At 62.4% G+C, this 22,826-nt stretch carries 22 protein-coding genes and 1 tRNA gene; 10 read left to right on the plus strand and 13 right to left on the minus strand.

Annotation, left to right across the window (positions count from 1 at the left end; all coding sequences use genetic code 11):
- Positions 1-128: 128 nt before the first annotated feature.
- Together clpS and clpA are read left to right on the plus strand one after the other, a co-directional pair.
- The gene (gene clpS / locus HW090_RS00710) at positions 129-491 is read left to right on the plus strand and encodes an ATP-dependent Clp protease adapter ClpS (protein ID WP_179114779.1); all 363 of its coding nucleotides are present in this window, start codon (positions 129-131) and stop codon (positions 489-491) included.
- Between the two features lie 32 nt (positions 492-523).
- On the plus strand, positions 524-2,791 hold the full coding sequence (gene clpA, locus HW090_RS00715) for an ATP-dependent Clp protease ATP-binding subunit ClpA (protein WP_179111669.1): 2,268 nt from the start codon (positions 524-526) through the stop codon (positions 2,789-2,791).
- A gap of 65 nt (positions 2,792-2,856) precedes the next feature.
- On the opposite strand, the gene infA is transcribed toward clpA, so the two are convergent.
- The 4 genes from infA to trxB all read right to left on the minus strand — a co-directional run bounded on the left by infA (position 2,857) and on the right by trxB (position 5,572).
- Entirely contained in the window at positions 2,857-3,075 is a 219-nt protein-coding gene (gene infA, locus HW090_RS00720; RefSeq protein WP_002553999.1) for a translation initiation factor IF-1, read from the minus strand.
- A 100-nt stretch (positions 3,076-3,175) separates the two neighbouring features.
- Positions 3,176-3,883, minus strand: coding sequence for an arginyltransferase (locus HW090_RS00725; RefSeq protein WP_179111670.1), 708 nt, complete (start codon positions 3,881-3,883; stop codon positions 3,176-3,178).
- Positions 3,884-3,914: 31 nt separating this feature from the next.
- Positions 3,915-4,610 (minus strand): leucyl/phenylalanyl-tRNA--protein transferase, encoded by a 696-nt coding sequence (gene aat, locus HW090_RS00730; RefSeq protein WP_179111671.1) that lies wholly within the window; start codon positions 4,608-4,610, stop codon positions 3,915-3,917.
- 14 nt (positions 4,611-4,624) lie between these two features.
- Positions 4,625-5,572, minus strand: coding sequence for a thioredoxin-disulfide reductase (trxB, locus tag HW090_RS00735; RefSeq protein WP_179111672.1), 948 nt, complete (start codon positions 5,570-5,572; stop codon positions 4,625-4,627).
- 193 nt (positions 5,573-5,765) lie between these two features.
- Between trxB and ftsK the strand changes: the two genes are divergently transcribed.
- The 6 genes from ftsK (at position 5,766) to cysG (ending at position 13,314) form a co-directional block, all read left to right on the plus strand.
- The gene (gene ftsK, locus HW090_RS00740) at positions 5,766-8,168 is read left to right on the plus strand and encodes a DNA translocase FtsK (RefSeq protein WP_179111673.1); all 2,403 of its coding nucleotides are present in this window, start codon (positions 5,766-5,768) and stop codon (positions 8,166-8,168) included.
- Between the two features lie 16 nt (positions 8,169-8,184).
- On the plus strand, positions 8,185-8,805 hold the full coding sequence (gene lolA / locus HW090_RS00745) for an outer membrane lipoprotein chaperone LolA (protein WP_179111674.1): 621 nt from the start codon (positions 8,185-8,187) through the stop codon (positions 8,803-8,805).
- Positions 8,806-8,857: 52 nt separating this feature from the next.
- Entirely contained in the window at positions 8,858-10,183 is a 1,326-nt protein-coding gene (locus tag HW090_RS00750; protein ID WP_179111675.1) for a replication-associated recombination protein A, read from the plus strand.
- Entirely contained in the window at positions 10,180-10,554 is a 375-nt protein-coding gene (gene crcB / locus HW090_RS00755; protein ID WP_179111676.1) for a fluoride efflux transporter CrcB, read from the plus strand. The genes HW090_RS00750 and crcB overlap by 4 nt, the downstream gene beginning before the upstream one ends.
- A gap of 65 nt (positions 10,555-10,619) precedes the next feature.
- A complete protein-coding gene (serS, locus tag HW090_RS00760; protein WP_179111677.1) occupies positions 10,620-11,900 on the plus strand; it encodes a serine--tRNA ligase in 1,281 nt (426 codons plus the stop codon).
- A 46-nt stretch (positions 11,901-11,946) separates the two neighbouring features.
- Positions 11,947-13,314 carry a siroheme synthase CysG gene (gene cysG, locus HW090_RS00765; protein WP_179111678.1) on the plus strand — a complete coding sequence of 456 codons (1,368 nt, stop codon included), beginning with the start codon at positions 11,947-11,949 and terminating at the stop codon, positions 13,312-13,314.
- Between the two features lie 6 nt (positions 13,315-13,320).
- Here cysG and HW090_RS00770 read toward each other — a convergent pair whose 3' ends face one another.
- From HW090_RS00770 to HW090_RS00795, 6 genes are all read right to left on the minus strand, one after another.
- On the minus strand, positions 13,321-14,295 hold the full coding sequence (locus HW090_RS00770; protein ID WP_179111679.1) for a glutathione S-transferase family protein: 975 nt from the start codon (positions 14,293-14,295) through the stop codon (positions 13,321-13,323).
- A gap of 96 nt (positions 14,296-14,391) precedes the next feature.
- A complete protein-coding gene (locus HW090_RS00775) occupies positions 14,392-14,727 on the minus strand; it encodes a TusE/DsrC/DsvC family sulfur relay protein (RefSeq protein WP_179111680.1) in 336 nt (111 codons plus the stop codon).
- The gene (gene tusB, locus HW090_RS00780; protein WP_179111681.1) at positions 14,724-15,026 is read right to left on the minus strand and encodes a sulfurtransferase complex subunit TusB; all 303 of its coding nucleotides are present in this window, start codon (positions 15,024-15,026) and stop codon (positions 14,724-14,726) included. The genes HW090_RS00775 and tusB overlap by 4 nt, the downstream gene beginning before the upstream one ends.
- On the minus strand, positions 15,026-15,382 hold the full coding sequence (gene tusC, locus HW090_RS00785) for a sulfurtransferase complex subunit TusC (RefSeq protein ID WP_179111682.1): 357 nt from the start codon (positions 15,380-15,382) through the stop codon (positions 15,026-15,028). The genes tusB and tusC overlap by 1 nt, the downstream gene beginning before the upstream one ends.
- Before the next feature lie 2 nt (positions 15,383-15,384).
- On the minus strand, positions 15,385-15,777 hold the full coding sequence (gene tusD, locus HW090_RS00790; RefSeq protein ID WP_179111683.1) for a sulfurtransferase complex subunit TusD: 393 nt from the start codon (positions 15,775-15,777) through the stop codon (positions 15,385-15,387).
- 110 nt (positions 15,778-15,887) lie between these two features.
- Positions 15,888-16,556, minus strand: a complete 669-nt coding sequence (locus HW090_RS00795) for a Bax inhibitor-1/YccA family protein (protein WP_179111684.1) — start codon at positions 16,554-16,556, stop codon at positions 15,888-15,890.
- A 115-nt stretch (positions 16,557-16,671) separates the two neighbouring features.
- Here HW090_RS00795 and HW090_RS00800 point away from each other — a divergent pair.
- Positions 16,672-16,759 (plus strand) — tRNA-Ser (locus HW090_RS00800).
- Between the two features lie 99 nt (positions 16,760-16,858).
- On the plus strand, positions 16,859-17,689 hold the full coding sequence (locus HW090_RS00805; protein ID WP_179111685.1) for an undecaprenyl-diphosphate phosphatase: 831 nt from the start codon (positions 16,859-16,861) through the stop codon (positions 17,687-17,689).
- A gap of 4 nt (positions 17,690-17,693) precedes the next feature.
- On the opposite strand, the gene HW090_RS00810 is transcribed toward HW090_RS00805, so the two are convergent.
- From HW090_RS00810 to HW090_RS00820, 3 genes are all read right to left on the minus strand, one after another.
- Complete coding sequence (locus tag HW090_RS00810) at positions 17,694-18,053, minus strand: MmcQ/YjbR family DNA-binding protein (protein ID WP_179111686.1); 360 nt, start codon at positions 18,051-18,053, stop codon at positions 17,694-17,696.
- A gap of 138 nt (positions 18,054-18,191) precedes the next feature.
- Positions 18,192-19,556, minus strand: a complete 1,365-nt coding sequence (locus HW090_RS00815) for an efflux transporter outer membrane subunit (RefSeq protein WP_179114780.1) — start codon at positions 19,554-19,556, stop codon at positions 18,192-18,194.
- 74 nt (positions 19,557-19,630) lie between these two features.
- Positions 19,631-22,813, minus strand: coding sequence for an efflux RND transporter permease subunit (locus HW090_RS00820; RefSeq protein WP_179111687.1), 3,183 nt, complete (start codon positions 22,811-22,813; stop codon positions 19,631-19,633).
- Positions 22,814-22,826: the final 13 nt, after the last annotated feature.

Here is a 22,826-nt window from a genome sequence, read left to right on the forward strand (position 1 = left end):
AACCCGTTACCGATGTAGGCACTTACCGTTTTTATCATCGTTTGGCTGATAGTCAAGGTGGCTCGTCGGCTGCCGTGAAACACATCAACCATTCCGGCTGTCCGGCCCAGATCGAGAAACCGATACGCATGCATGCAATACCCGAGATTCGTCAGTCTTCCGGCCAGGATCACTATGACGACACAGATGGTCATGATTCCGGCATCGCTGTGCAGGAGGCCAAGCCTGCTTTACAGGCGCCGCCGATGTATAAAGTGATCATGTTCAATGACGACTACACGCCAATGGACTTCGTCGTCGAGGTGCTTGAAGGTATCTTCAGTCACAACCGGGAGCAGGCCACCCGGATCATGTTGGCCGTCCATACGGAAGGAAAGGCGGTGTGCGGTATCTATTCGCGTGATATCGCTGAAACCAAGGCCGCTCAAGTCAATCAATATGCTAGGGAATGCCAGCATCCGCTGCTCTGCGAGATAGAGAAAGACGCTTAATCCGAAGAACGGTCCAGGCAAGAGGTGAAGCTATGTTGAATCGAGAGCTGGAAGTCACTCTGAATCTGGCCTTCAAGGAGGCCCGTGCCAAGCGGCATGAGTTCATGACGGTGGAGCACCTGCTGCTGGCCCTGCTCGATAACGAGGCGGCTGCCGCGGTATTGCGTGCGTGCGGTGCCAGCCTGGATAGGCTGCGTCACGACTTGCAGGAGTTTATCGACTCCACCACGCCACTTATCCCTCAGCATGATGAAGAGCGCGAGACGCAGCCGACCCTGGGGTTCCAGCGTGTGCTGCAGCGTGCGGTATTCCATGTGCAGAGTTCCGGCAAGCGCGAAGTGACGGGCGCCAACGTGCTGGTGGCCATTTTCAGCGAGCAGGAAAGCCAGGCTGTGTTCCTGCTCAAGCAGCAGAACGTGGCCCGTATCGACGTCGTCAACTACATCGCCCATGGGATTTCCAAGGTTTCCGGCAATGAGCCCGGGGAAAGCGACGCGGAAATGCAGGACGAAGAGAGCGTGGAGGGTGGCAGCACAAGCAGCCCGCTCGACGCCTATGCCAGCAATCTGAACGAGGCGGCGCGCCAGGGTCGGATCGACCCGCTGGTCGGGCGCGAAAGCGAAGTGGAGCGCGTCGCGCAGATATTGGCGCGTCGACGCAAGAACAACCCGCTGCTGGTGGGCGAGGCGGGTGTCGGCAAGACGGCGATCGCCGAAGGGCTGGCCAAGCGTATCGTCGATGGCCAGGTGCCTGACCTGCTGGCCGACAGCGTGGTCTATTCCCTGGACCTTGGCGCCTTGCTGGCTGGCACCAAATACCGTGGCGACTTCGAGAAGCGCTTCAAGGCGTTGCTGGGTGAGCTGCGCAAGCGGCCACAGGCGATCCTGTTCATCGACGAGATCCACACCATCATCGGCGCCGGTGCGGCATCCGGCGGTGTAATGGATGCTTCCAACCTGCTCAAGCCTCTGCTGTCTTCCGGGGAAATCCGTTGCATAGGTTCCACGACCTTCCAGGAGTTCCGCGGCATTTTCGAGAAGGACCGGGCGCTGGCCCGGCGTTTCCAGAAGGTGGATGTCAGCGAACCCTCGGTGGAAGACACCATCGGCATACTGCGTGGCCTCAAGAGTCGCTTCGAGCAGCACCACCACATCGAGTACACGGATGAGGCGCTGCGTGCCGCGGCCGAACTGGCGGCGCGCTACATCAATGATCGGCACATGCCGGACAAGGCCATCGACGTGATCGATGAGGCCGGGGCCTATCAGCGCCTGTTGCCGGAGGAGAAGCGCGTCAGCAGTATCGATGTGCCCCAGGTGGAAGATATCGTGGCCAAGATCGCCCGTATTCCGCCCAAGCACGTCACCTCTTCGGACAAGGAGCTGCTACGCAACCTGGAGCGTGACCTCAAGCTCACGGTCTTCGGTCAGGACGATGCCATCGATTCGCTGGCGACGGCGATCAAGCTGTCACGTGCAGGCCTGAAGGCGCCGGACAAGCCCATTGGCTCGTTCCTGTTCGCAGGCCCGACCGGTGTCGGCAAGACCGAGGTGGCCCGCCAGTTGGCGCGGGCCATGGGGATCGAGCTGGTGCGCTTCGATATGTCCGAGTACATGGAGCGGCACACGGTCTCGCGTCTGATCGGCGCGCCTCCGGGCTACGTCGGTTTCGACCAGGGTGGCCTGCTCACCGAGGCGATTACCAAGCAGCCGCATTGCGTTCTGCTGCTGGATGAAATCGAAAAGGCCCACCCGGAAGTCTTCAACCTGCTGCTGCAGGTGATGGACCACGGCACCCTGACCGACAACAACGGGCGCAAGGCGGACTTCCGCAATGTCATCCTGATCATGACCACCAACGCCGGCGCGGAAACCGCTGCGCGGGCGTCGATCGGCTTCACCCATCAGGATCACACCTCGGATGCCATGGAAGTCATCCGCAAGAGCTTCACGCCCGAGTTCCGTAACCGCCTGGACAGCATCATCCAGTTCGGCCGTCTCAGCCACGAAGTCATCAAGAGCATCGTCGACAAGTTCCTGGTGGAGCTGCAGGCACAACTGGAGGACAAGCACGTCACGCTGGAAGTCTCGGAAGTGGCGCGCAACTGGCTGGCCGAACATGGCTACGATGCGCAGATGGGTGCGCGCCCCATGGCGCGCCTGATCCAGGATCGCATCAAGCGTCCGCTGGCCGAGGAAATCCTCTTTGGCGAGCTATCCCATGGCGGCGGCGTGGTGCACGTGGACATGCAGGGCGAGGAACTGCATTTCGAGTTCGAGATCGCCGAAGAAATGGCCTGAGTGTTTTTGCGGGCCAATTGAAAAAGCCCGGCAAGGAAACTTGCCGGGCTTTTTCGTATCTCGGATCAGCGTGCGCGGTAGGTGATACGACCCTTGCTCAGGTCGTACGGGGTCAGTTCGACCCGTACCTTGTCACCGGTGAGAATCCGGATGTAATTCTTGCGCATCTTCCCGGAGATGTGCGCGGTAACGACATGCCCGTTTTCCAACTCCACGCGAAACATGGTGTTTGGCAGGGTGTCGACGACAGTGCCTTCCATTTCGAAGCTGTCTTCTTTCGACATTCAGTAAAGTCCTCGGTGACCAAAGAGTAGCCTGATACAAGTCGATGCCCAGGCAAAAGCGGCGGGTATTGTGCCCGAAATGGCCACTAGAGCCAAGGCTTCAGTTGAGTCGTACCCATCGCTGATTGACCAGGAGCTCGATTGGCCGGTATTCGGTCTTGTAGTTCATTTTCCGGCAGCCCCTGATCCAGTAGCCAAGGTAGAGCGCATCCAGTTCCAGGCGGGCAACTTCTTCGAGCTGCCAGAGAATCGCGTAACGTCCAAGGCTTCGATGGGCCTGCTCGGGTTCATAGAAGGTGTAGACCGCCGACAGCCCGTTGGGCAGCACGTCGGTGACCGCCACGGCCAGCAGTTGCCCTGCCTGGCGAAATTCGTAGAAGTGCGAGAAGGGCAGGTCCCTGACGAGGAAGGACATGAACTGCTCGCGGCTGGGGGGATACATGTCGCCATCGGCATGACGCTGTTCTATATAGCGGGCATAGAGCGCGTAGATTTCGTCGGTACAGGCGGGACGGCTGCGTGTCACTTCCAGGTCGGCATTGCGCTTCAGGATGCGTTTCTGCTGGCGATTGAATACGTGTGCGGCCACCGGCAGCCGTGCAGGCACGCATGCGCTGCACGCCTGGCAATGGGGGCGGTAGAGGTGGTCGCCACTGCGGCGGAAGCCGACTTCCGATAACTGCGCGTAAACCTCCTCGTCCATGGGCTGGCTGGGGTCGAGAAACAGCGTCGTGGCCTGCTGCTCTGGAAGGTAGCTACAGTCGTGTGGCTGTGTGGCATAGAATTTCAGGCGCGCCAGCGAGGTCATGGTCAACCCTCATCCATTTCATGGCGTCAGTTTAGGAGACAGCCGTGCCGCTCTGCCAGTTCGACTCGCCCGGCTTGCCCAGGTAGTCACGCAGGGCCGTCGCGAACGCCTGCCGGGGTATTTCGCGTGCACCGAGGCTGGCCAGATGCCGGGTGTGCATCTGGCAGTCGATCAGTTCGAAGTTCCACGCTTGCAAGCGTCTGGCCAGATGGACGAAGCCGATCTTCGAGGCATCCGTGACATGGCTGAACATGGACTCGCCGAAGAACAGCCGTCCCATGGCAAGACCGTACAAGCCACCCACCAGCCGCTCGTCCTGCCAGACTTCCACCGAGTGCGCCACGCCCAGCGTGTGCAGTCGCAGATAGGCTTGTTGCATCGGGCTGGTTATCCAGGTGCCGTCGGCATCCCGGCGAGGCCCGGCACAATGACCGATGACGGCAGCAAAGTCCTGGTCGAAGGTGATCTGGAAAGGCTGTCGGCGCAGGCTCTTGCCCAGGCTGCGCGACACGTGCAACTCGGCAGGGAACAGCACCATGCGCGGGTTTGGCGACCACCAGAGCAACGGCTGTCCCTCCTGGTACCAGGGGAAACAGCCATGCCGGTAGGCGGCCAGCAAGCGCTCGACGCTCAGGTCGCCACCGGCGGCCAGCAACCCGTTCGGCTCGCGCAATGCGCTTTCGAGCGGTGGAAAGCCATGGTAGTCACGCGACAGCCAGGTCAGCATCGGGCGCTCCCGACTCAGTTGTCGAGGAACCTCTCGGCATCCAGTGCCGCCATGCAACCGGCACCGGCAGAGGTGATGGCCTGGCGGTAGATATGGTCGGCTACGTCACCTGCGGCGAAGACGCCAGGGATACTGGTGCTGGTGGCGTCGCCCTGGCTGCCACCTTTGACCACCAGATAGCCGTCATGGGTGTCGAGTTGCCCGACGAACAGCTCGGTGTTCGGCTTGTGGCCAATGGCGATGAAGACACCTGCCGCGTCGAGGCGCTTCTCTTCTCCGGACTCCGTGCTTTTCAAGCGCGCACCCGTTACGCCACTGGCATCGCCCAGCACTTCTTCCAAGGTGTGGTTCCAGTGCAGGCGGATATTGCCGTTGGCGGCTTTCTCCAGGAGTTTGTCCTGCAGGATCTTCTCCGAGCGCAGCTTGTCGCGGCGGTGGACCAGGTGCACTTCCTTGGCGATGTTGGACAGGTAAAGCGCTTCCTCGACCGCGGTATTGCCGCCACCGATGACCGCGACCACCTGGTTGCGGTAGAAGAAACCATCGCAGGTGGCACAGGCGGATACGCCGCGTCCGGCAAAGGCTTCTTCCGATGGCAGGCCCAGGTATTGGGCCGATGCGCCCGTGGCGATGATCAGCGCGTCGCAACTGTAGGTGGCGTCGTCGCCCTTGAGCAGGAACGGGCGCTGCTGCAGTTCGGCGGTGTGGATATGGTCGTGGACGATTTCGGTGTCGAAACGCTCGGCGTGCTCGCGCATGCGCTCCATCAGCGCCGGTCCGGTCAGGCCTTCGACATCGCCGGGCCAGTTGTCGACTTCGGTGGTGGTGGTCAGTTGTCCACCCGGCTGGATTCCGGTGATCACCAGGGGCTTCAGGTTGGCGCGAGCGGCATAGACGGCAGCGGTATAACCGGCAGGGCCAGAGCCGAGAATGATCAGACGTGAATGCTTGACTTCACTCATAAAAAGCCCTCATAAGCCTTTGTTTCGAAATGGATGAACCTGTGCCGCAAAAGGCACACAAAGAAAACTGGCGGTTATGCTACACCGAAGCATCGCGAAAAGCCCAAACCGGCTTGGTATGCGTGCGGCATCCTCCGTACAATGCCGCAGACTGGTTCACCGAGCGCGCCCAGGGCGCAGGATATAGAGCGTTTTGAAGAATCCCGTATCAACAGCATCGACCTCAGCCTGGCGGCAGCAACTGGGCTCCCGCCTCAAGGAAGGAGCACTGATTGCCCTTGGTGTGCTTTGCGCCTACCTGTGGATGGCCTTGCTCACCTACGACGCAGGTGATCCGGGCTGGACGCACACCAGCAACGTGGAGCAGGTGAAAAATGCCGCTGGACGGGCAGGGGCCTGGTTCGCCGATGTGCTGTTCATGGCGCTGGGTTACTTCGCCTATCTGTTTCCCCTGTTGCTCGCGGTCAAGACCTGGCAGGTCTTCCGTGCACGTCACCAGCCCTGGAGCTGGAGTGGCTGGTTGTTCTCCTGGCGGCTGATCGGTCTGGTATTCCTGGTGCTGTCCGGCTCGGCGCTGGCCTATATCCATTTCCAGGGCGCTTCCGGCCTGCCGGGTTCGGCAGGTGGCGCGCTGGGCGAAAGCCTCGGCAACTGGGCCGAGGTGACTTTCAATGTGCAAGGCAGCACCCTGGTGCTGCTGGCGTTCTTCCTCTTCGGCCTGACGGTATTCACCGACCTCTCCTGGTTCCGCGTGATGGACCTGACCGGCAAGATCACCCTCGACCTGATCGAGTTGATCCAGAGCTTCTGCAGCCGTTGGTGGAGCGCGCGCAACGAGCGCCGGCAACTGGTCGCGCAACTGCGTGAAGCGGACGACGTGGTCAATGAGGTGGTCGCACCGGTGGTGCCCGACCAGCGTGAGCGCGCGCGCGCCAAGGAGCGCCTGCTGGAGCGTGAAGAGTCGCTCAACCGGCACATGAGTGCCCGGGAGAACCGCGTGGTGCCCGTCATCGAGCCGCCAGCTCCGCCGAAAGCGGCCGAGCCGAGCAAACGGGTGCTCAAGGAGAAGCAGGCGACACTGTTCGTCGATACCCTGGTCGAAGGCAGTTTGCCGCCCATTTCTCTGCTCGATGCCCCCGAGAAGAAGCCGAAGCAGTACTCGCCCGAGTCCCTGGAAGCGATGTCGCGCTTGCTGGAAATCAAGTTGAAGGAGTTCGGGGTCGAGGTCGTCGTCGAGTCGGTCCATCCCGGTCCGGTGATCACACGTTTCGAAATCCAGCCCGGCGTCGGGGTGAAGGTCAGCCGCATCTCCAACCTGGCCAAGGACCTTGCCCGCTCCCTGGCGATGGTCAGCGTGCGTGTGGTCGAGGTGATTCCGGGCAAGACCACGGTCGGTATCGAGATTCCCAACGAAGACCGGCAGATCGTGCATTTTTCCGAGGTGCTGTCTTCGACCCAGTACGATGAGGCCAAATCACCGGTCACCATCGCCCTTGGCCATGACATCGGCGGTCAGCCGGTTATCGCCGACCTGGCGAAGATGCCGCACCTGTTGGTGGCGGGTACGACCGGTTCGGGCAAGTCGGTGGGGGTCAACGCGATGATCCTGTCGATCCTCTTCAAGTCGACGCCGCAAGAGGCGCGCTTGATCATGATCGACCCGAAGATGCTCGAACTTTCGATCTATGAAGGCATTCCGCACCTGCTGTGCCCGGTCGTCACCGACATGAAGGAAGCCGCCAACTCGCTGCGCTGGAGCGTTGCCGAGATGGAACGCCGCTACAAGCTGATGGCGGCGATGGGGGTGCGTAACCTGGCGGGCTTCAACCGCAAGATCAAGGATGCCATCGAGGCCGGCGAGCCGTTGCACGACCCGCTCTACAAGCGCGAGTCGATGGATGACGAGCCGCCTTACCTGAAGCCCTTGCCGACCATCGTCGTGGTCGTGGACGAATTCGCCGACATGATGATGATCGTCGGCAAGAAGGTCGAAGAGCTGATCGCCCGTATCGCGCAGAAGGCGAGGGCCTCGGGGATTCACCTGATCCTGGCCACCCAGCGTCCTTCGGTGGACGTGATCACCGGTCTGATCAAGGCCAACATCCCGACCCGCATGGCGTTCCAGGTGTCGAGCAAGATCGACTCGCGCACCATTCTCGACCAGGGTGGCGCGGAGCAACTGCTGGGTCACGGCGACATGCTCTACCTGCCGCCAGGCACCGGGTTGCCGATCCGCGTGCATGGCGCTTTCGTCTCCGACGACGAAGTGCACCGCGTGGTCGAGGCCTGGAAAGCCCGGGGCGCACCGGATTATGTCGAGGAAATCCTGGCTGGCGTGGAAGAGTCGGGCAGTGGTTTCGAGGGCGGTTCGGGCGGTGAGGGCGAGGACAGCGAGAGCGACCCGCTGTATGACGAGGCGGTCAACTTCGTCCTCGAGAGCCGTCGCGCGTCGATCTCCGCCGTGCAACGCAAGCTGAAGATCGGCTACAACCGCGCCGCCCGCATGATCGAGGCGATGGAAATGGCCGGTGTGGTCAGCGCCATGAATACCAATGGCTCGCGCGAAGTGATTGCGCCGGGCTCTCACCGCGACTGAGTCGCACAGAGGCACTATGCAATTGATCCGTTCGTTGTTCGCATCCGCTCTGCTGATTTCCATGCCGGTGCATGCCGATGCATTGTCCGCCCAGCGCCTGAGCGGTCTCTTGAGCCAGGCGGAAACCCTGACCGGGCGTTTTTCGCAGCTCTCCCTGGATGGCAGTGGCACGCAACTCCAGGAAACCGCGGGTGAACTCGCACTGAAGCGCCCCGGACAGTTCCGCTGGCATACCGATGCGCCGATGGAGCAGGTGCTGGTGTCCGACGGCAAGAAGGTCTGGCTGTATGATCCGGACCTGGAGCAGGTGACCATCCAGCAACTCGACCAGCGCCTGACCCATACCCCGGCGCTGCTGCTGTCCGGCGATGTCTCGCGTATCAGCGAGAACTTCGAGGTCACGCACAAGGAGGCGGGTGAAGTAGTGGACTTCACGCTGACACCCAAGGCCAAGGACACCCTGTTCGATAACCTGCGCCTGTCTTTCCGTGGCGGTGTGATCAACGATATGCAACTGATCGACAGCGTCGGCCAGCGGACCAATATCCTGTTCAGCGGCGTGAAGATGAACCAGCCGATCGACACCAAGCAGTTCCATTTCGAGATTCCCGAAGGGGCTGACGTCATTTCCGAGTGAGCCGCCGCCCGGCAGCGGGCGACGACCAGCAGATACGAGGAGCCATCACGCGATGGACCTGTTCAAGCGCGAACCTGTCGCCCAGCCCCTGGCGGCTCGCTTGCGCCCGGAGAATCTGGACGAATACGTCGGTCAGCAGCACCTGCTGGCCCGTGGCAAGCCCCTGCGGGAAGCTCTGGAGCAGGGCGCCCTGCATTCCATGGTGTTCTGGGGCCCACCAGGCGTTGGCAAGACCACCCTGGCACGCCTGCTGGCAAAGGTTTCGGATGCGCATTTCGAGACGATTTCGGCGGTGTTGTCCGGGGTCAAGGAGATCCGCCAGGCGGTAGAGATCGCCAAGCAGCAGGCGGCCCAGTACGGGCGCAAGACCATCCTGTTCGTCGATGAGGTCCACCGCTTCAACAAGTCGCAGCAGGATGCCTTCCTGCCTTATGTGGAAGACGGCACGCTGATCTTCATTGGCGCCACCACCGAAAACCCTTCTTTCGAACTGAACAATGCGCTGCTGTCGCGGGCGCGGGTCTATGTGCTCAAGGGGCTGGACGAGACCGCGTTGCGCAAGCTGGTGAACCGGGCATTGACCGAGGAACGAGGCCTGGGCGCGCTGAACCTGACGTTGCCAGAGGAAAGCCTGGCCATCCTCATGGCGGCAGCAGACGGCGACGGTCGGCGTCTGCTCAACCTGCTGGAGAACGCTGCCGACCTGCTCGAGCCTGGTGAAAGCGTCGCCCCGGAGCTCTTGCAGAACCTGCTGGGCGACAGTCGCCGTCGCTTCGACAAGGGAGGAGAAGCCTTCTACGACCAGATATCGGCGTTGCACAAATCCGTACGAGGCTCCAACCCAGACGCCGCGCTGTACTGGTTCGCGCGTATGCTCGACGGCGGTTGCGACCCGCTCTATATCGCCCGCCGCGTGGTGCGTATGGCCAGTGAGGAGGTGGGCAATGCCGATCCTCGCGCATTGAACCTGTGCCTGGGCGCCTGGGAGGTTCAGGAGCGCCTGGGCAGTCCCGAGGGCGAGCTGGCGGTGGCGCAGGCCATCGTCTACCTGGCCTGTGCGCCGAAGAGCAATGCGGTCTATGCCGCGTTCAATGCCGCGCGACGCGATGTCGCGGAAAATGGCTCGCATGAAGTGCCGCTGCACCTGCGCAATGCGCCGACCCGGCTGATGAAGGAGCTGGGCTATGGCGAGGAATACCGCTATGCCCATGACGAGCCGGATGCCTATGCCGCCGGGGAGGACTATTTCCCCGAAGCCATGGAGCCGCGCCACTACTATCAACCCGTGCCACGCGGCCTCGAAAGCAAGATTCGCGACAAGCTGGAACACCTGGCACGCCTGGATCACGAGAGCCCACGGCAGAGGCGCAAGCCATGATACGCATGCTGCTGATGATCTCCTGCGCCGGTGTCGCGGGCACCTTGCTGCGCTTCGCTGTCGGGCTCTGGGTCACCCAGCACTGGCCGCGCCAGTATTTCCTCGCGACACTGGCGGTGAATCTGGTCGGTTGCCTGTTGATCGGCTATCTCTATGCCTTTTTTCTCGACCGACCGGCCATCTCGCCTGAATGGCGCAATACCCTGATCGTCGGCTTCGTCGGTGGCCTGACGACCTTCTCGAGCTTTTCCCTGGACAACCTGCGCCTGCTCGAGAGCGGTCAACTGGCGACCTTGTTCGGTTACATGGGCCTCAGTGTATTCGGCGGGCTGCTGGCGACCTGGCTGGGGCTGACCCTCGCCAGGCTCTGAGCCGGACAGTACACTGCACCGCCTGCCCTTACTCATCCAAGAAACTCCAGAAGACGAGAACCATCATGCTTGATTCGAAACTGCTGCGCAGCCAGCTACAGGACGTCGCGGCCCGCCTGGCCACCCGTGGCTATACGCTGGACGTGGCGCGTATCGAAGCGCTCGAGGCGCAACGCAAGACCGTACAGAGCCGCACAGAGCAGCTCCAGGCCGAGCGCAATGCACGCTCCAAGGCGATCGGCAAAGCCAAGCAGCAGGGCGAAGACATCGCGCCGCTGCTGGCTGAAGTGGACCGTATGGGCGCGGACCTCGAGTCAGGCAAGCGTGAACTGGAGGCGATCCAGACGGAACTCGACCAACTGCTGCTGAACATTCCCAACCTGCCCGACGCCTCGGTGCCGGTCGGCGCGGACGAGGAGCAAAACGTCGAAGTGCGTCGCTGGGGCACGCCGACGACGTTCGACTTCGCGATCAAGGACCATGTCGCCCTGGGCGAGCAGCACGGCTGGCTCGACTTCGAAACCGCCGCCAAGCTCTCCGGCGCGCGTTTTGCCCTGATGCGCGGCCCCATCGCCCGACTGCACCGCGCCCTGGCGCAGTTCATGATCGACCTGCACACCCGCGAGCACGGCTATGAAGAGGCCTACACCCCGTATCTGGTGCAGGCGCCGGCGCTGCAGGGCACCGGTCAATTGCCGAAGTTCGAGGAAGACCTGTTCAAGATTTCCCGTGAGGGCGAGGCGGACTTCTACCTGATCCCGACCGCCGAAGTGTCGCTGACCAATATCGTTTCCGGCGAGATCCTTGACCTGCGTACGCTGCCGTTGAAATTCGTCGCCCACACGCCGTGCTTCCGCAGCGAGGCGGGTGCCTCTGGTCGCGACACCCGCGGCATGATCCGCCAGCACCAGTTCGACAAGGTCGAGATGGTGCAGATCGTCGAGCCGTCGCGTTCTTTCGAGGCGCTCGAAGAGCTTACGGGCAATGCCGAGAAGGTGCTCCAGGCGCTTGGCCTGCCTTATCGTGTCCTGGCGCTGTGCACCGGTGACATGGGCTTCAGCGCGACCAAGACCTATGACCTGGAAGTCTGGGTGCCGAGCCAGGACAAATACCGTGAGATTTCCTCCTGCTCCAACTGTGGCGACTTCCAGGCGCGGCGCATGCAGGCCCGCTACCGCAACCCCGAGACGGGCAAGCCGGAACTGGTGCATACCCTCAATGGCTCTGGCCTGGCAGTGGGCCGCACGCTGGTCGCAGTGCTGGAAAACTACCAGCAGGCGGATGGCTCGGTGCGGGTTCCGGATGCGCTCAAACCCTACATGGGCGGCATCGAGGTGATCGGTTGAACGCTGTCGATCCGACCTTGATCCGCGTGCGGGGGTATTGAGCGGTATGGAGTTTCTTCCGCTGTTTCACAACCTCAAGGGACGTGCCGTCCTGATCGTCGGTGGCGGCACCATCGCCCTGCGCAAGGCTCGTCTGATTGCCCAGAGCGGGGCCGTGCTGCATGTCGTCGCACCACAGATCGAGCCTGAGCTCGAAGCGTTGGCGGAGCACTGCCGGCCGCGTGCCTACCAGGCCAGCGACCTGAACGGCATGTCGCTGATCGTCGCCTGTACCAATGATCTAAAGGTCAATGCCCAGGTTTCGCACGATGCCCAGGCGCTGGGCATTCCGGTGAACGTGGTCGATGCGCCCGCACTTTGCAGCGCCATCTTCCCGGCCATCGTCGACCGCTCACCATTGATCGTCGCCGTCTCCAGCGGTGGTGATGCACCGGTACTGGCTCGGCTGGTGCGTGCCCGGATCGAAACCTGGATTCCGGCGGCTTATGGCCGCCTGGCCGGATTGGCCAAGCGCTTCCGTTCGACCGTCAAGGAGCGTTTGCAGGATGCCCGGCAACGGCGTCTGTTCTGGGAGGAGGTCTTTCAGGGGCCCATCGCCGAGCAGGTCCTGGCCGGGCAAGACGACAAGGCAGCCGCTCACCTGGCGGAGCGCCTGGATACGTTCGGCAGTCCCGCGCAAGGAGAGGTTTATCTGGTCGGTGCCGGTCCGGGCGATCCTGACCTGCTGACGTTCCGTGCCCTGCGGTTGATGCAGCAGGCCGATGTGGTGCTCTATGACCGCCTGGTGGCACCGGCGATCGTCGAGCTGTGCCGCCGTGATGCAGAGCGTGTCTATGTCGGCAAGCAACGCGACCAGCATGCTTTGCCCCAGGGGCAGATCAACCAGCAACTGGTCGACCTGGCCTTGTCTGGGAAGCGCGTCCTACGCTTGAAAGGGGGCGATCCCTTCATTTTCGGTCGCGGCGGAGAGGAGATCGAGGAGTTGGCGGCCCATGGCATACCTTTCCAGGTGGTGCCTGGCATTACCGCGGCCAGCGGTTGTGCGGCCTACGCAGGGATTCCGCTGACGCATCGCGATCATGCCCAGTCGGTCCGCTTCGTGACCGGACACCTGAAGGACGGCAGTTGCGACCTGCCCTGGCAGGACCTGGTCGCGCCGGGACAAACCCTGGTGTTCTACATGGGCCTCGTCGGGCTGCCAATCATCTGCCGGGAACTGATCGCCCATGGTCGTTCGGCGCAAACGCCGATTGCACTGGTCCAGCAGGGCACCACGGAGAATCAGCAGGTATTCACCGGCACACTGGGCGATATGCCGGAGCGCATTGCTTCTGAGCAGGTCCAGGCGCCGACTTTGCTGATCGTCGGCGAGGTCGTCACCCTGCGCGACAAGCTGGCCTGGTTCAAGGTCTGATTGGCATCACCTTTTGTGTATCCCCTTGCCTGGCAGATGCTCCCTGCCGGGTAGGGCTTGCAGGTCGAGTGCTGGTCCCTTCGGTACGATGCCGTTGGCATTGATCGCGCGGTGGCTCTGGTAGTAGTGCCGCTTGATGTGCTGCAGGTTGACTGTTTCGGCAATGCCTGGCCACTGGTACAGCTCGCGCAGCCAGCCGCTCAGGTTGGGATAGTCGCCGATGCGGCGCAGGTTGCACTTGAAGTGCCCGTGGTAGACAGCGTCGAAACGCACCAGCGTGGTGAAGAGGCGCCAATCCGCTTCGGTCAGGTACTCTCCTGTCAGGTAGCGACGTTCGTGCAGCAAGGCTTCCAGATCATCCAGGCTGGAAAAAACCGTATCGAACGCCGCTTCATAAGCTGCCTGCCGGGTCGCGAAACCCGCCCGGTATACCCCATTGTTGAGGTCTTCATAGATGCGCTCGTTGAGCTTGTCGATCTCTTCACGCAGGTGGGTGGGGTAAAGGTCGAGAGGTGAAGCCGTCAGGTCATCGAAGGCATCGTTGAAGATGCGGATGATATCGGCCGATTCGTTGTTGACGATGCGCTGGTGTTTGCGGTCCCAGAGCACGGGTACGGTGACCCGGCCGCTGTAGCCGGGGTCGTCCAGCGTATAGAGCTGGTGAAGGTACTGCAGTCCTTGCAAGGCGTCGCCGCTCGACCCGAGACTCTGGTCGAAGGTCCAGCCATCCTCGGCCATCAGCCAACTGACCACGGACATACTGATCAGGGATTCCAGCCCCTTGAGCTTGCGGTAGATGAGCGTCCGGTGGGCCCAGGGACAGGCCAGCGATACATACAGGTGGTAGCGTCCCGCTTCGGGCTGGAAGTCGCCCTCTGCGCTGATCCAGTTGCGTCGCTGCGTCGCCTGGCGCCGGAACTGACCATCCTTGTCGATCAGATCTTCCTGAGCGAACCAGACACCCTGTGCAAGACGTCCCATGCCGGTCTCCTTTCAGTCGTTTTTCGACAGTCTATGAGCGATACGACCGTGAAAACGACGGAAAGGCTGCTGATAACGATCTTTCTGGTCGATCGGTCAGAAGCAATTGGCTGGCCGGGGCAGGCCGGCAAGGCGTGCGGCCCGCTTTGCTGGAGGCCCCTGGAACAAGGCATTCAGGTAAAGACTGTTGCCTTTTTCCGCGCCGAGCTTGAGCGACACGTACTTGATCAATGGGCGATTGGCTGGAGCCAGTTGGAATTCATCGTAGAAGCGGCGCAGCAACTCGAGTATTTCCCAGTGCCGCTCATCCAGTTCGATGCCTTCGTCCTGTGCCAGTGCCCGGGCGACCTCGGGCTGCCAGTCGTCCAGCTCGACCAGATAACCATCCGGGTCCAGGGGAATGTCACGACCGGCTACATGCAATGCGTTCATGACCAACTGGTGCTCTTCGCGTGGAGACAGCAGAGATCGACGAACCCCGGATAGTCGACCTCGGTAAGGCGTTCGGGCAGATCGGTCAGCGCCCTGGCCTGGATATCCTCGGCCAGGGCATACAGGGCAATAGCGACCGGCAGGCACTCGATCGCCTGGCGCTGGCGGGTTCCGCTGGCGAGCGCATAGGTGGCGTCGCCACACAGCAACAAGGCATCCCCGGCTTGCAGGAGCCGGAGGCAGGTATCCAGGCGGCTGCCGTCGAAAGGCGAGTGGGAGAGTATGTGCAGTGTGCTCATCAGAGGCAGATCACGTGGTCATGGGTGGCGATAAGGGCGCGCAGTGCCTCGTCATCGAGCACGCTGGCCGGGATGGACAGTTCGCCCTCGGACAATCCGCGTTCGAGCAGGCTATGTCGGCAGACATGGATGGCCTCTATGCCGAACAGCGGCAAGGCTTGCAGGTTCGCGGCCAGGTCCTTTTGCTCCAGGCAAGACGCGGCCTGCCCGGGAGAAAGCTGGAAAACGCCGTCATCGAGAAACAGCAGCGATATTGGCAGCTCGAACGCTCCGCCAGCCAGGGCGATATCCAAGGCCTCACGCGCGCCAGAACCTGACCAGGGTGATTGTCGGCTGATGATCAACATGGAGCGCATGTTCAATGCCCTCCGAAACAGACCAGGCGGTCTGCCTGCTGCGCGGCGTCATGCAACTGCCCCAGGCCGGACAGGCTCCACTCCGTGGCGAGGTTGGCCGCAGGTCGGGTATGACGAGCGCCTTCCTGCTGGTCGAGCACACCACGGCGCAAGGCGGCCGCGATGCACACGACCCCATCGAGCTGGTGCGCCTGGATGAACTGTCGCCACTGCTGGGCAACGTCCGACTCGTCCTGAGGAAACACGAGGTTGGCCGATGCCGTCTGCACGCCATCCTGATAGAGGAATACCTGCACGATCTCATGCCCCTGCTGCAATACCGCCTGGGCAAAGCGCAGCGCGCGCCGGGCTGCGGGCGAGTGAGCAGGGGAGAACAGTGCAATGGCGAACTTCATACAGCGCTCCACATCGGGAAACCGGGCGTCATGATACTGCTTCAGTCCATGAAAACGAAAAGCCCCGAGAGGTCAGGCCTCTCGGGGCGCGTTGGCTACCCTGGTACGAATCAATCGTCGGAGCCGAAGATTCCCAGCAGTTGCAGCAGGCTGATGAACAGGTTGTACAGCGCGATATACAGGCCGACGGTGGCCATGATGTAGTTGCGCTCGCCACCGTGGATGATGGCGCTGGTCTGGAACAGGATGCAGGCCGAGGAGAACAGCACGAAGCCTGCGCTGATCGCCAGTTGCAAGCCGCTGATCTCGAAGAACAGATTCGCTACGACAGCTCCAAGCAGGACGAAGAAACCGGCAGTGATGAAACCGCTGAGGAAGCTCATGTCCTTGCGCGTGACCAGCACGAAGGCGGAGAGGCCGAAGAACACCAGCGCGGTCATGGACAGGGCAGTGGAAACCAGCTCGCCACCGTTTGCCATGCCCAGGTACATGTTGAGGATCGGGCCTAGGGTATACCCCATGAAACCGGTCAGGGCGAAGGTGGAGACCAGGCCCCATACCGAATTGCGCAGTTTCGCCGTGATGAAGAAGAGCCCCAGATAACCGACCAGCAGGACGATCAGGTTTGGATAGGGAGCATTCGCCTGCATCGCCATGTAGGCGACCACCCCACTGAAGGCCAGGGTCATGGCCAGCAGGCCATAGGTATTGCGCAGAACGCGGCTGACCGCTTGCTGGTCCGCCTGCGCATGGCCAAGCGCGTATTCGTGTTCGTGCATGTGCGGCACTCCTGTCGATAGGGTAGAAACGGCACGATCATAACAGAGCGATACTGCGGATTGACGACAGTGTTTGACAGTGTGTGTCGATTCGGTATGATTACGCCGCAAATTTGGAGGTGTGGCCGAGTGGTTTAAGGCAGCGGTCTTGAAAACCGCCGTGTGTAACAGCACCTAGAGTTCGAATCTCTACGCCTCCGCCACCTGATACCCTGAAAGCCCCGTAATCCGGGGCTTTCGCGTTTCCGGGGTGGCACAGTCCGATCATTGGTCAAGGTGCCGTTTCCGAACTGGGGAGCACGATGGATATCTGGGTAGCGTTTCAGGCCTTCATTCTGGGTGTGGTGGAGGGGCTGACCGAGTTCCTGCCGATCTCCAGCACCGGACACTTGATCGTGGTCGGCGATCTGCTGGCCTTCAATGGCGAAACCGCTACGGCGTTCAAGATCATCATCCAGCTCGGTGCCATCCTGGCCGTGATGTGGGAGTTTCGTGCACGTATCTTCGGGGTATTGCGAGGGCTGCCGAATGAGCCCAAGGCACGGCGTTTCACCGGTAATCTGCTGCTGGCGTTCATTCCAGCGGTCATTTTCGGCCTGACGTTCGCCGATCTGATCGAGTACTGGCTGTTCAACCCGATCACGGTGGCGACCGCCTTGATTCTGGGCGGCATCGTGATGATCTGGGCGGAAAAGCGCGAGCACCCGATCCGAGCGGAGTCGGTGGACGACATGACCTGGAGCCTGGCGTTCAAGGTGGGCCTCGCCCAGTGCCTGGCGCTGATTCCGGGTACGTCCCGATCCGGCGCCACCATCATTGGCGGCCTGGTGTTCGGTCTGTCGCGCAAGGCGGCGACGGAATTTTCCTTTTTCCTGGCGATGCCGACCATGGTCGCGGCGACGGTCTACTCGCTGTACAAGTACCGCGACATCCTGCAATGGAGCGATCTGCCGATCTTCGCCATCGGCTTCGTCACCACCTTCGTCGTGGCGATGCTCACTGTGCGTGCCTTGCTGAAATTCATCGCCAATCACAGCTACGGGGTGTTTGCCTGGTACCGCATTGCATTCGGCCTGTTCATCCTCGCGACCTGGCACTTCCAGTTGATCGACTGGAGTACGGTGCAGCCCTGACGCGCTACCTTTGCTCGTCCAGCAGCAATCCGGGCTGCTGGCGCTTCGGCAACCGGCGGACCACCAGTTGGTGCGAGCGCACCAGTGCACGACGCAACTCGTCCTCGCCGAGCGGTAACTGGCGGGCGTTCATATTGATCCAGTGTGCACGCGCCAGGTACGGGGCGGGGTGGATGCCTGGGCGATCGACATAGCCGAGGAACAGGTCGTCATCGACCTTGAAGGCCAGCCCTTCACCGAGAAAGTCGAGGACGGCGAACATCTTGTTGCCCGCCACGGAGAACACCCGGTTGCTGCCCCATTTGAAGTCTTCGCGGGCGCCTGGCAGTGACAGGCAGAATGCGGCGATCTGTTCCGGGGTCATCATCCTTTCCCATAGCAAACGGTTGAGCGGGCAAGTCTATCGGCTTCGCGCTCGATCAAAAAAGCCCCGGAGATCATGGAATCCCCGGGGCGTAAGCGATTGGCGGAGCGGGGCCAATCGAAAGCGGAAAGTGTGTGGCTACCAGCCGCCACCAAGCGCCTTGTAGAGGGCGACGATACCGCTGTACAGCTCGACCTCGGCCGAGGCCTGGGCATCCTCGGCCGCCAGGCGCTCACGCTCGGCATCCAGCAGCACCAGGAAATCCACGGTGCCTTCGCGGTAGCGGATCGTCGCCTGGCTCGCGGCGGCCCGACTGGCTTCGGCCTGGCGCACCAGCGAGAGCAGGCGCTGTTGACGCTTGCCGTAGTCGCTGAAGGCGTTGTCCGTTTCCTCCAGCGCCAGCAACACCTGTTGCTCGTACTGCGCCAGGGCGCCATCGGCGTCGGCTTCGGCACCACGAAGACGGGCGCGTACGCTACCGAGGTCGAAGGCTGCCCAACTGATGCTCGGCGCCACGCTCCACGCCCGCGCATCCGCTGCGCCCAGTTGCGAACCTCGCCCGGCAGTGAAACCGAGGAAGCCGGACAGGCTGACCCGAGGGAACAAATCCGCCGTGGCCACGCCAATATCCGCTGTGGCGGCCGCCAGCCGGTGTTCGGCGGCGCGCACGTCTGGGCGTCGGCGCAGCAGCTCGGATGGGTCGCCAATGGGCAGAGCTTTGGCGATGGCCGGCAGTGGCCTGGCGGACAGGTCCACCCCCAGCCGTTCGGGCCGCTGGCCGAGCAGGGTGGCGATACGGTTCTGTGCGCGCACCTGCTGCGCCTGCAGTTGCGGCAGGCTGGCTTCGGTGGCGGCCAGACGGGCATCGGCACGCAGCACGTCCAGTTCGCTGCCGACACCCGCGTCGCGCAACTGCTCGGTGATGGCCCGCGAGTCCTGCTGGTTCTTCAGATTGTCGCGGGCGATACGTTCGCGCAGTTGTGCCCCGCGCAGGGTGCCATAGGCGTCGACCAGCTCGGCGATCAGGCTCACCTGCAACTGGTAGTAATCGGCCTCGGCCACTTCGATGCGTGCTTCACTGGCTTCCAGTTGACGCTGGATACGGCCGAACAGGTCCAGCTCCCAGACCGTGTCAAGGCCAAGGTCATAGCGTTCCTGACGGATGCGCTGCTCGCTGGTCGGCGGCTGCTGGCCCTTGCCGAACTCGCTACCAAGACGGCTGGTCACGGTGGGGAAGCGGTCGTTGGCCGTGTCGTCACGAATCGCCCGGGCGGCGCGCAGGCGATTGAAGGCCACGCGCAGCTCGCGGTTGTCCGTCAGCGAGCGTTGCACCAGTTGGTCCAGGATCGGATCGTCGAACTGCTGCCACCAGGCGCTTTCGAAGCGCGAGCGGTCGTAGTTGCCCGCGTCCTGTGTGGCGATGTGCGCAGGTTCGGTGACTGGCACCTGATAATCCGGGCCGACAGCGCAGGCGCTGAGTGCCAGGGCGAGCAACGCGGGCATGCCGGCCTTGGCGAAATGGGCGCCAGAGAGGCTTCGCGAGCGATATCCAGGCTCGCGAGGGATATGTGGCAGGTTCATGCATGGACCTCCGTCTGAATGGCGTTGGCCTTGCGTGCTTCGCGTTTTTCGACGAACGCGCGGATCAGCACGTAGAACACCGGGGTAAGCAACAGGCCGAAGAAGGTCACGCCGATCATTCCTGAGAACACCGCGACGCCCATGGCATGGCGCATCTCGGCACCGGCACCGGTGGACAGCACCAGCGGCACCACACCCATGATGAAGGCGATGGAGGTCATCAGGATCGGGCGCAGGCGCAGGCGGCAGGCTTCCAGCACGGCGGCGACGCGATCCAGGCCTTCTTCCTGTTTGTCCTTGGCGAACTCCACCAGCAGGATGGCGTTCTTGCACGCCAGGCCCACGAGTACGATCAGGCCTATCTGGGTGAAGATGTTGTTGTCGATACCGGCCAGGATCACCCCGATGATGGCGGCGAACAGCACCGTCGGCACGATCAGGATCACTGCCAGCGGCAGGCTCCAGCTTTCGTACTGGGCGGCCAGCACCAGGAAGGCCAGCAGCACGCAGAGCGGGAAGATGAAGATCGCGGTATTGCCGGCAAGGATCTGCTGGTAAGTCAGGTCGGTCCACTCGTAGGTCATGCCATTGGGCAGTTCCTCGGCCAGCAGGCGGGCGATGGCGACCTCGGCCTGGCCGGAGCTGTAGCCCGGTGCCGCGGCACCGTTGACTTCGGCGGTGAGGAAGCCGTTGTAGTGCATCACCCGGTCGGGGCCTGCACTGTCGTCGACCTTGACGAAGGCCGACAGCGGCACCATTTCGCCCCGGTTGTTGCGCACCTTCAATTGGCCGATCTGTTCGGGCTCCAGGCGGAACTGCTGGTCGGCCTGGACATTGACCTGGTAGGTGCGACCAAAACGGTTGAAGTCGTTGGCGTACAGCGAGCCCAGGTACACCTGCAGGGTGTCGAACACATCGCTGATGGCCACGCCATGGGTCTTGGCCTTCTCGCGGTCGATGGCGGCATCCACCTGTGGCACGTTGACCTGATAGCTGGTGAACACCGACATGGGGTTCAGCTCCGGCAGTTGCCGCGCCTTGTTGAGGATGTTCTGCGTCTGCAGGTACAGCTCGTCGTAGCCCAGGCTGCCACGGTCCTGAATTTGCAGACGGAAGCCGCCGATGGTGCCCAGTCCCTGCACCGGTGGCGGCGGGAATATGGCGATATAGGCATCCTGGATACCGGCGAACTGCGCATTGAGTTCGGCGGCGATGGCGCTTGCGCTCAGCGATGGGTCCTTGCGCTCATCGAAGGGCTTGAGCGGCGTGAAGACGATGCCGCTGTTGGGGCTGTTGGTGAAACCGTTGATCGACAGGCCCGGGAAGGACACGGTGTTCGCCACACCAGGGTGCTGCCCGGCGATCTCCGACATGCGCTTGATCACGGCCTCGGTGCGATCCAGCGTCGCCGCATCCGGCAACTGGGCGAAGGCCACCAGGTACTGCTTGTCCTGTGGCGGTACGAAGCCGGTCGGCGTGTTGGCGAAGCCCAGGTAGCCGAGCGCCAGCAGGCCCACATACAGCACCAGGGCGATGCCGCTGCCGCGCAGCACACGGCGCACGGTGCCGACATAGCCGTTGCTGGCCCGCTCGAACAGGCGATTGAACGGGCCGAACAGCCAGCCGCCCAACAGCTTGTCGAGCAGGCGTGAGAAGCGGTCCTTCGGCGCATGGTGGTCCTTGAGCAGCACGGCGGCCAGGGCGGGCGACAGAGTCAGCGAGTTGAAGGCGGAGATCACCGTTGAGATGGCGATGGTCAGCGCGAACTGCTGGTAGAACTTGCCGGTCAGGCCGGAAATAAATGCAGTCGGTACGAACACCGCGCACAGCACCAGGGCGGTGGCGACGATCGGTCCGGTCACTTCCTTCATGGCCTGGCGGGTCGCATCCAGCGGCGACTTGCCGAGGGCGATGTTGCGCTCGACGTTCTCCACCACCACGATCGCGTCGTCCACCACGATACCGATGGCCAGCACCAGGCCGAACAGTGACAGCGCATTGAGCGAAAAGCCGAACATATGCATCACGGCGAAGGTGCCGATCAGCGACACCGGCACGGCGGCCAGCGGGATGATCGAGGCGCGCCAGGTCTGCAGGAACAGGATCACCACCAGCACCACCAGCACGATGGCTTCGAGCAGGGTATGCACCACCGCCTCGATGGAGCCACGGACGAAGATGGTCGGGTCATAGACGATCTCGTAGTCCATGCCCTGCGGGAAACTCTGCTTGAGCTCGGCCATGCGCGCACGCACCGAGTCGGAGATCTCGATGGCATTCGAACCAGGGCGCTGGAACACCGGGATGGCCACGGCCGGCTGGTTGTTCAGCAACGAGCGCAGCGCGTACTGGCTGGAGCCAAGTTCGATACGTGCGATGTCCTTGAGGCGGGTGATCTCACCGTTGTCGCCGACGCGGACGATGATGTTTTCGAACTCCTCCTCGGTGACCAGGCGCCCCTGGGTGTTGATCGACAGCTGGAAGCTGTTGCCGGCATCGGACGGCGGCGCGCCGAGGGCGCCGGCGGCGACCTGGCGGTTCTGCTCGCGAATGGCCTCGACCACGTCGCTGGCGGTCAGGTTGCGCGAGGCCACCTGCTGGGGATCGAGCCAGACCCGCAGCGAATAGTTGCCCATGCCGAACAGTTGCACGTCGCCAATACCGTCCAGCCGCGCCAGCTCGTCCTTGACGTTGAGCGCGGCGTAGTTGGACAGGTAGAGCATGTCGTAGCGATTGTCCGGCGAGGTCAGGTGCACCACCATGGTCAGGTCCGGCGAGGCCTTGTCCACGGTCACGCCGAGCCGCTGCACCTCGGTGGGCAGGGTCGGCTGGGTGCGGGTCACGCGGTTCTGCACCTGCACCTGGGCGTTGTCCAGGTCAGTGCCGAGGGCGAAGGTAACGGTCAGGGTCAGCTTGCCGTCGTTGGTCGATTGCGACGACATGTAGAGCATGCCTTCCACGCCGACGATGGCCTGTTCCAGCGGCGAGGCAACGGTCTCGCCGATGACCTTGGGGTTGGCGCCGGGGAAGGTGGCACGCACCACCACGGTGGGCGGTACCACTTCCGGGTATTCGCTGATCGGCAACTGGAACAGCGAGATAGACCCGCCGATCAGGATCAGCAGCGACAGCACCGCAGCGAAGATCGGCCGCTGGATAAAGAATTGCGAGAAATTCATGGAGAGTCCTCAG

This window comes from Pseudomonas sp. ABC1 (genome assembly GCF_013395055.1).
Taxonomy (GTDB): Bacteria; Pseudomonadota; Gammaproteobacteria; order Pseudomonadales; family Pseudomonadaceae; genus Stutzerimonas.

Excerpts from the sequence above, each read along its gene's own strand:
- HW090_RS00725 (WP_179111670.1), bottom strand. The coding sequence starts at position 3,883 with ATGACCTCGCTGGCGCGCCTGAAATTCTATGCCACACAGCCACACGAC.
- clpA (WP_179111669.1), top strand. The coding sequence starts at position 524 with ATGTTGAATCGAGAGCTGGAAGTCACTCTGAATCTGGCCTTCAAGGAG.
- cysG (WP_179111678.1), top strand. The coding sequence starts at position 11,947 with ATGGAGTTTCTTCCGCTGTTTCACAACCTCAAGGGACGTGCCGTCCTG.
- crcB (WP_179111676.1), top strand. The coding sequence starts at position 10,180 with ATGATACGCATGCTGCTGATGATCTCCTGCGCCGGTGTCGCGGGCACC.
- HW090_RS00795 (WP_179111684.1), bottom strand. The coding sequence starts at position 16,556 with ATGCACGAACACGAATACGCGCTTGGCCATGCGCAGGCGGACCAGCAA.
- HW090_RS00770 (WP_179111679.1), bottom strand. The coding sequence starts at position 14,295 with ATGGGACGTCTTGCACAGGGTGTCTGGTTCGCTCAGGAAGATCTGATC.
- HW090_RS00805 (WP_179111685.1), top strand. The coding sequence starts at position 16,859 with ATGGATATCTGGGTAGCGTTTCAGGCCTTCATTCTGGGTGTGGTGGAG.
- lolA (WP_179111674.1), top strand. The coding sequence starts at position 8,185 with ATGCAATTGATCCGTTCGTTGTTCGCATCCGCTCTGCTGATTTCCATG.
- tusC (WP_179111682.1), bottom strand. The coding sequence starts at position 15,382 with ATGCGCTCCATGTTGATCATCAGCCGACAATCACCCTGGTCAGGTTCT.
- HW090_RS00750 (WP_179111675.1), top strand. The coding sequence starts at position 8,858 with ATGGACCTGTTCAAGCGCGAACCTGTCGCCCAGCCCCTGGCGGCTCGC.
- aat (WP_179111671.1), bottom strand. The coding sequence starts at position 4,610 with ATGCTGACCTGGCTGTCGCGTGACTACCATGGCTTTCCACCGCTCGAA.
- HW090_RS00820 (WP_179111687.1), bottom strand. The coding sequence starts at position 22,813 with ATGAATTTCTCGCAATTCTTTATCCAGCGGCCGATCTTCGCTGCGGTG.
- HW090_RS00810 (WP_179111686.1), bottom strand. The coding sequence starts at position 18,053 with ATGACCCCGGAACAGATCGCCGCATTCTGCCTGTCACTGCCAGGCGCC.
- clpS (WP_179114779.1), top strand. The coding sequence starts at position 129 with ATGCATGCAATACCCGAGATTCGTCAGTCTTCCGGCCAGGATCACTAT.
- tusD (WP_179111683.1), bottom strand. The coding sequence starts at position 15,777 with ATGAAGTTCGCCATTGCACTGTTCTCCCCTGCTCACTCGCCCGCAGCC.
- infA (WP_002553999.1), bottom strand. The coding sequence starts at position 3,075 with ATGTCGAAAGAAGACAGCTTCGAAATGGAAGGCACTGTCGTCGACACC.
- trxB (WP_179111672.1), bottom strand. The coding sequence starts at position 5,572 with ATGAGTGAAGTCAAGCATTCACGTCTGATCATTCTCGGCTCTGGCCCT.
- tusB (WP_179111681.1), bottom strand. The coding sequence starts at position 15,026 with ATGAGCACACTGCACATACTCTCCCACTCGCCTTTCGACGGCAGCCGC.
- serS (WP_179111677.1), top strand. The coding sequence starts at position 10,620 with ATGCTTGATTCGAAACTGCTGCGCAGCCAGCTACAGGACGTCGCGGCC.
- HW090_RS00815 (WP_179114780.1), bottom strand. The coding sequence starts at position 19,556 with ATGCCCGCGTTGCTCGCCCTGGCACTCAGCGCCTGCGCTGTCGGCCCG.
- HW090_RS00775 (WP_179111680.1), bottom strand. The coding sequence starts at position 14,727 with ATGAACGCATTGCATGTAGCCGGTCGTGACATTCCCCTGGACCCGGAT.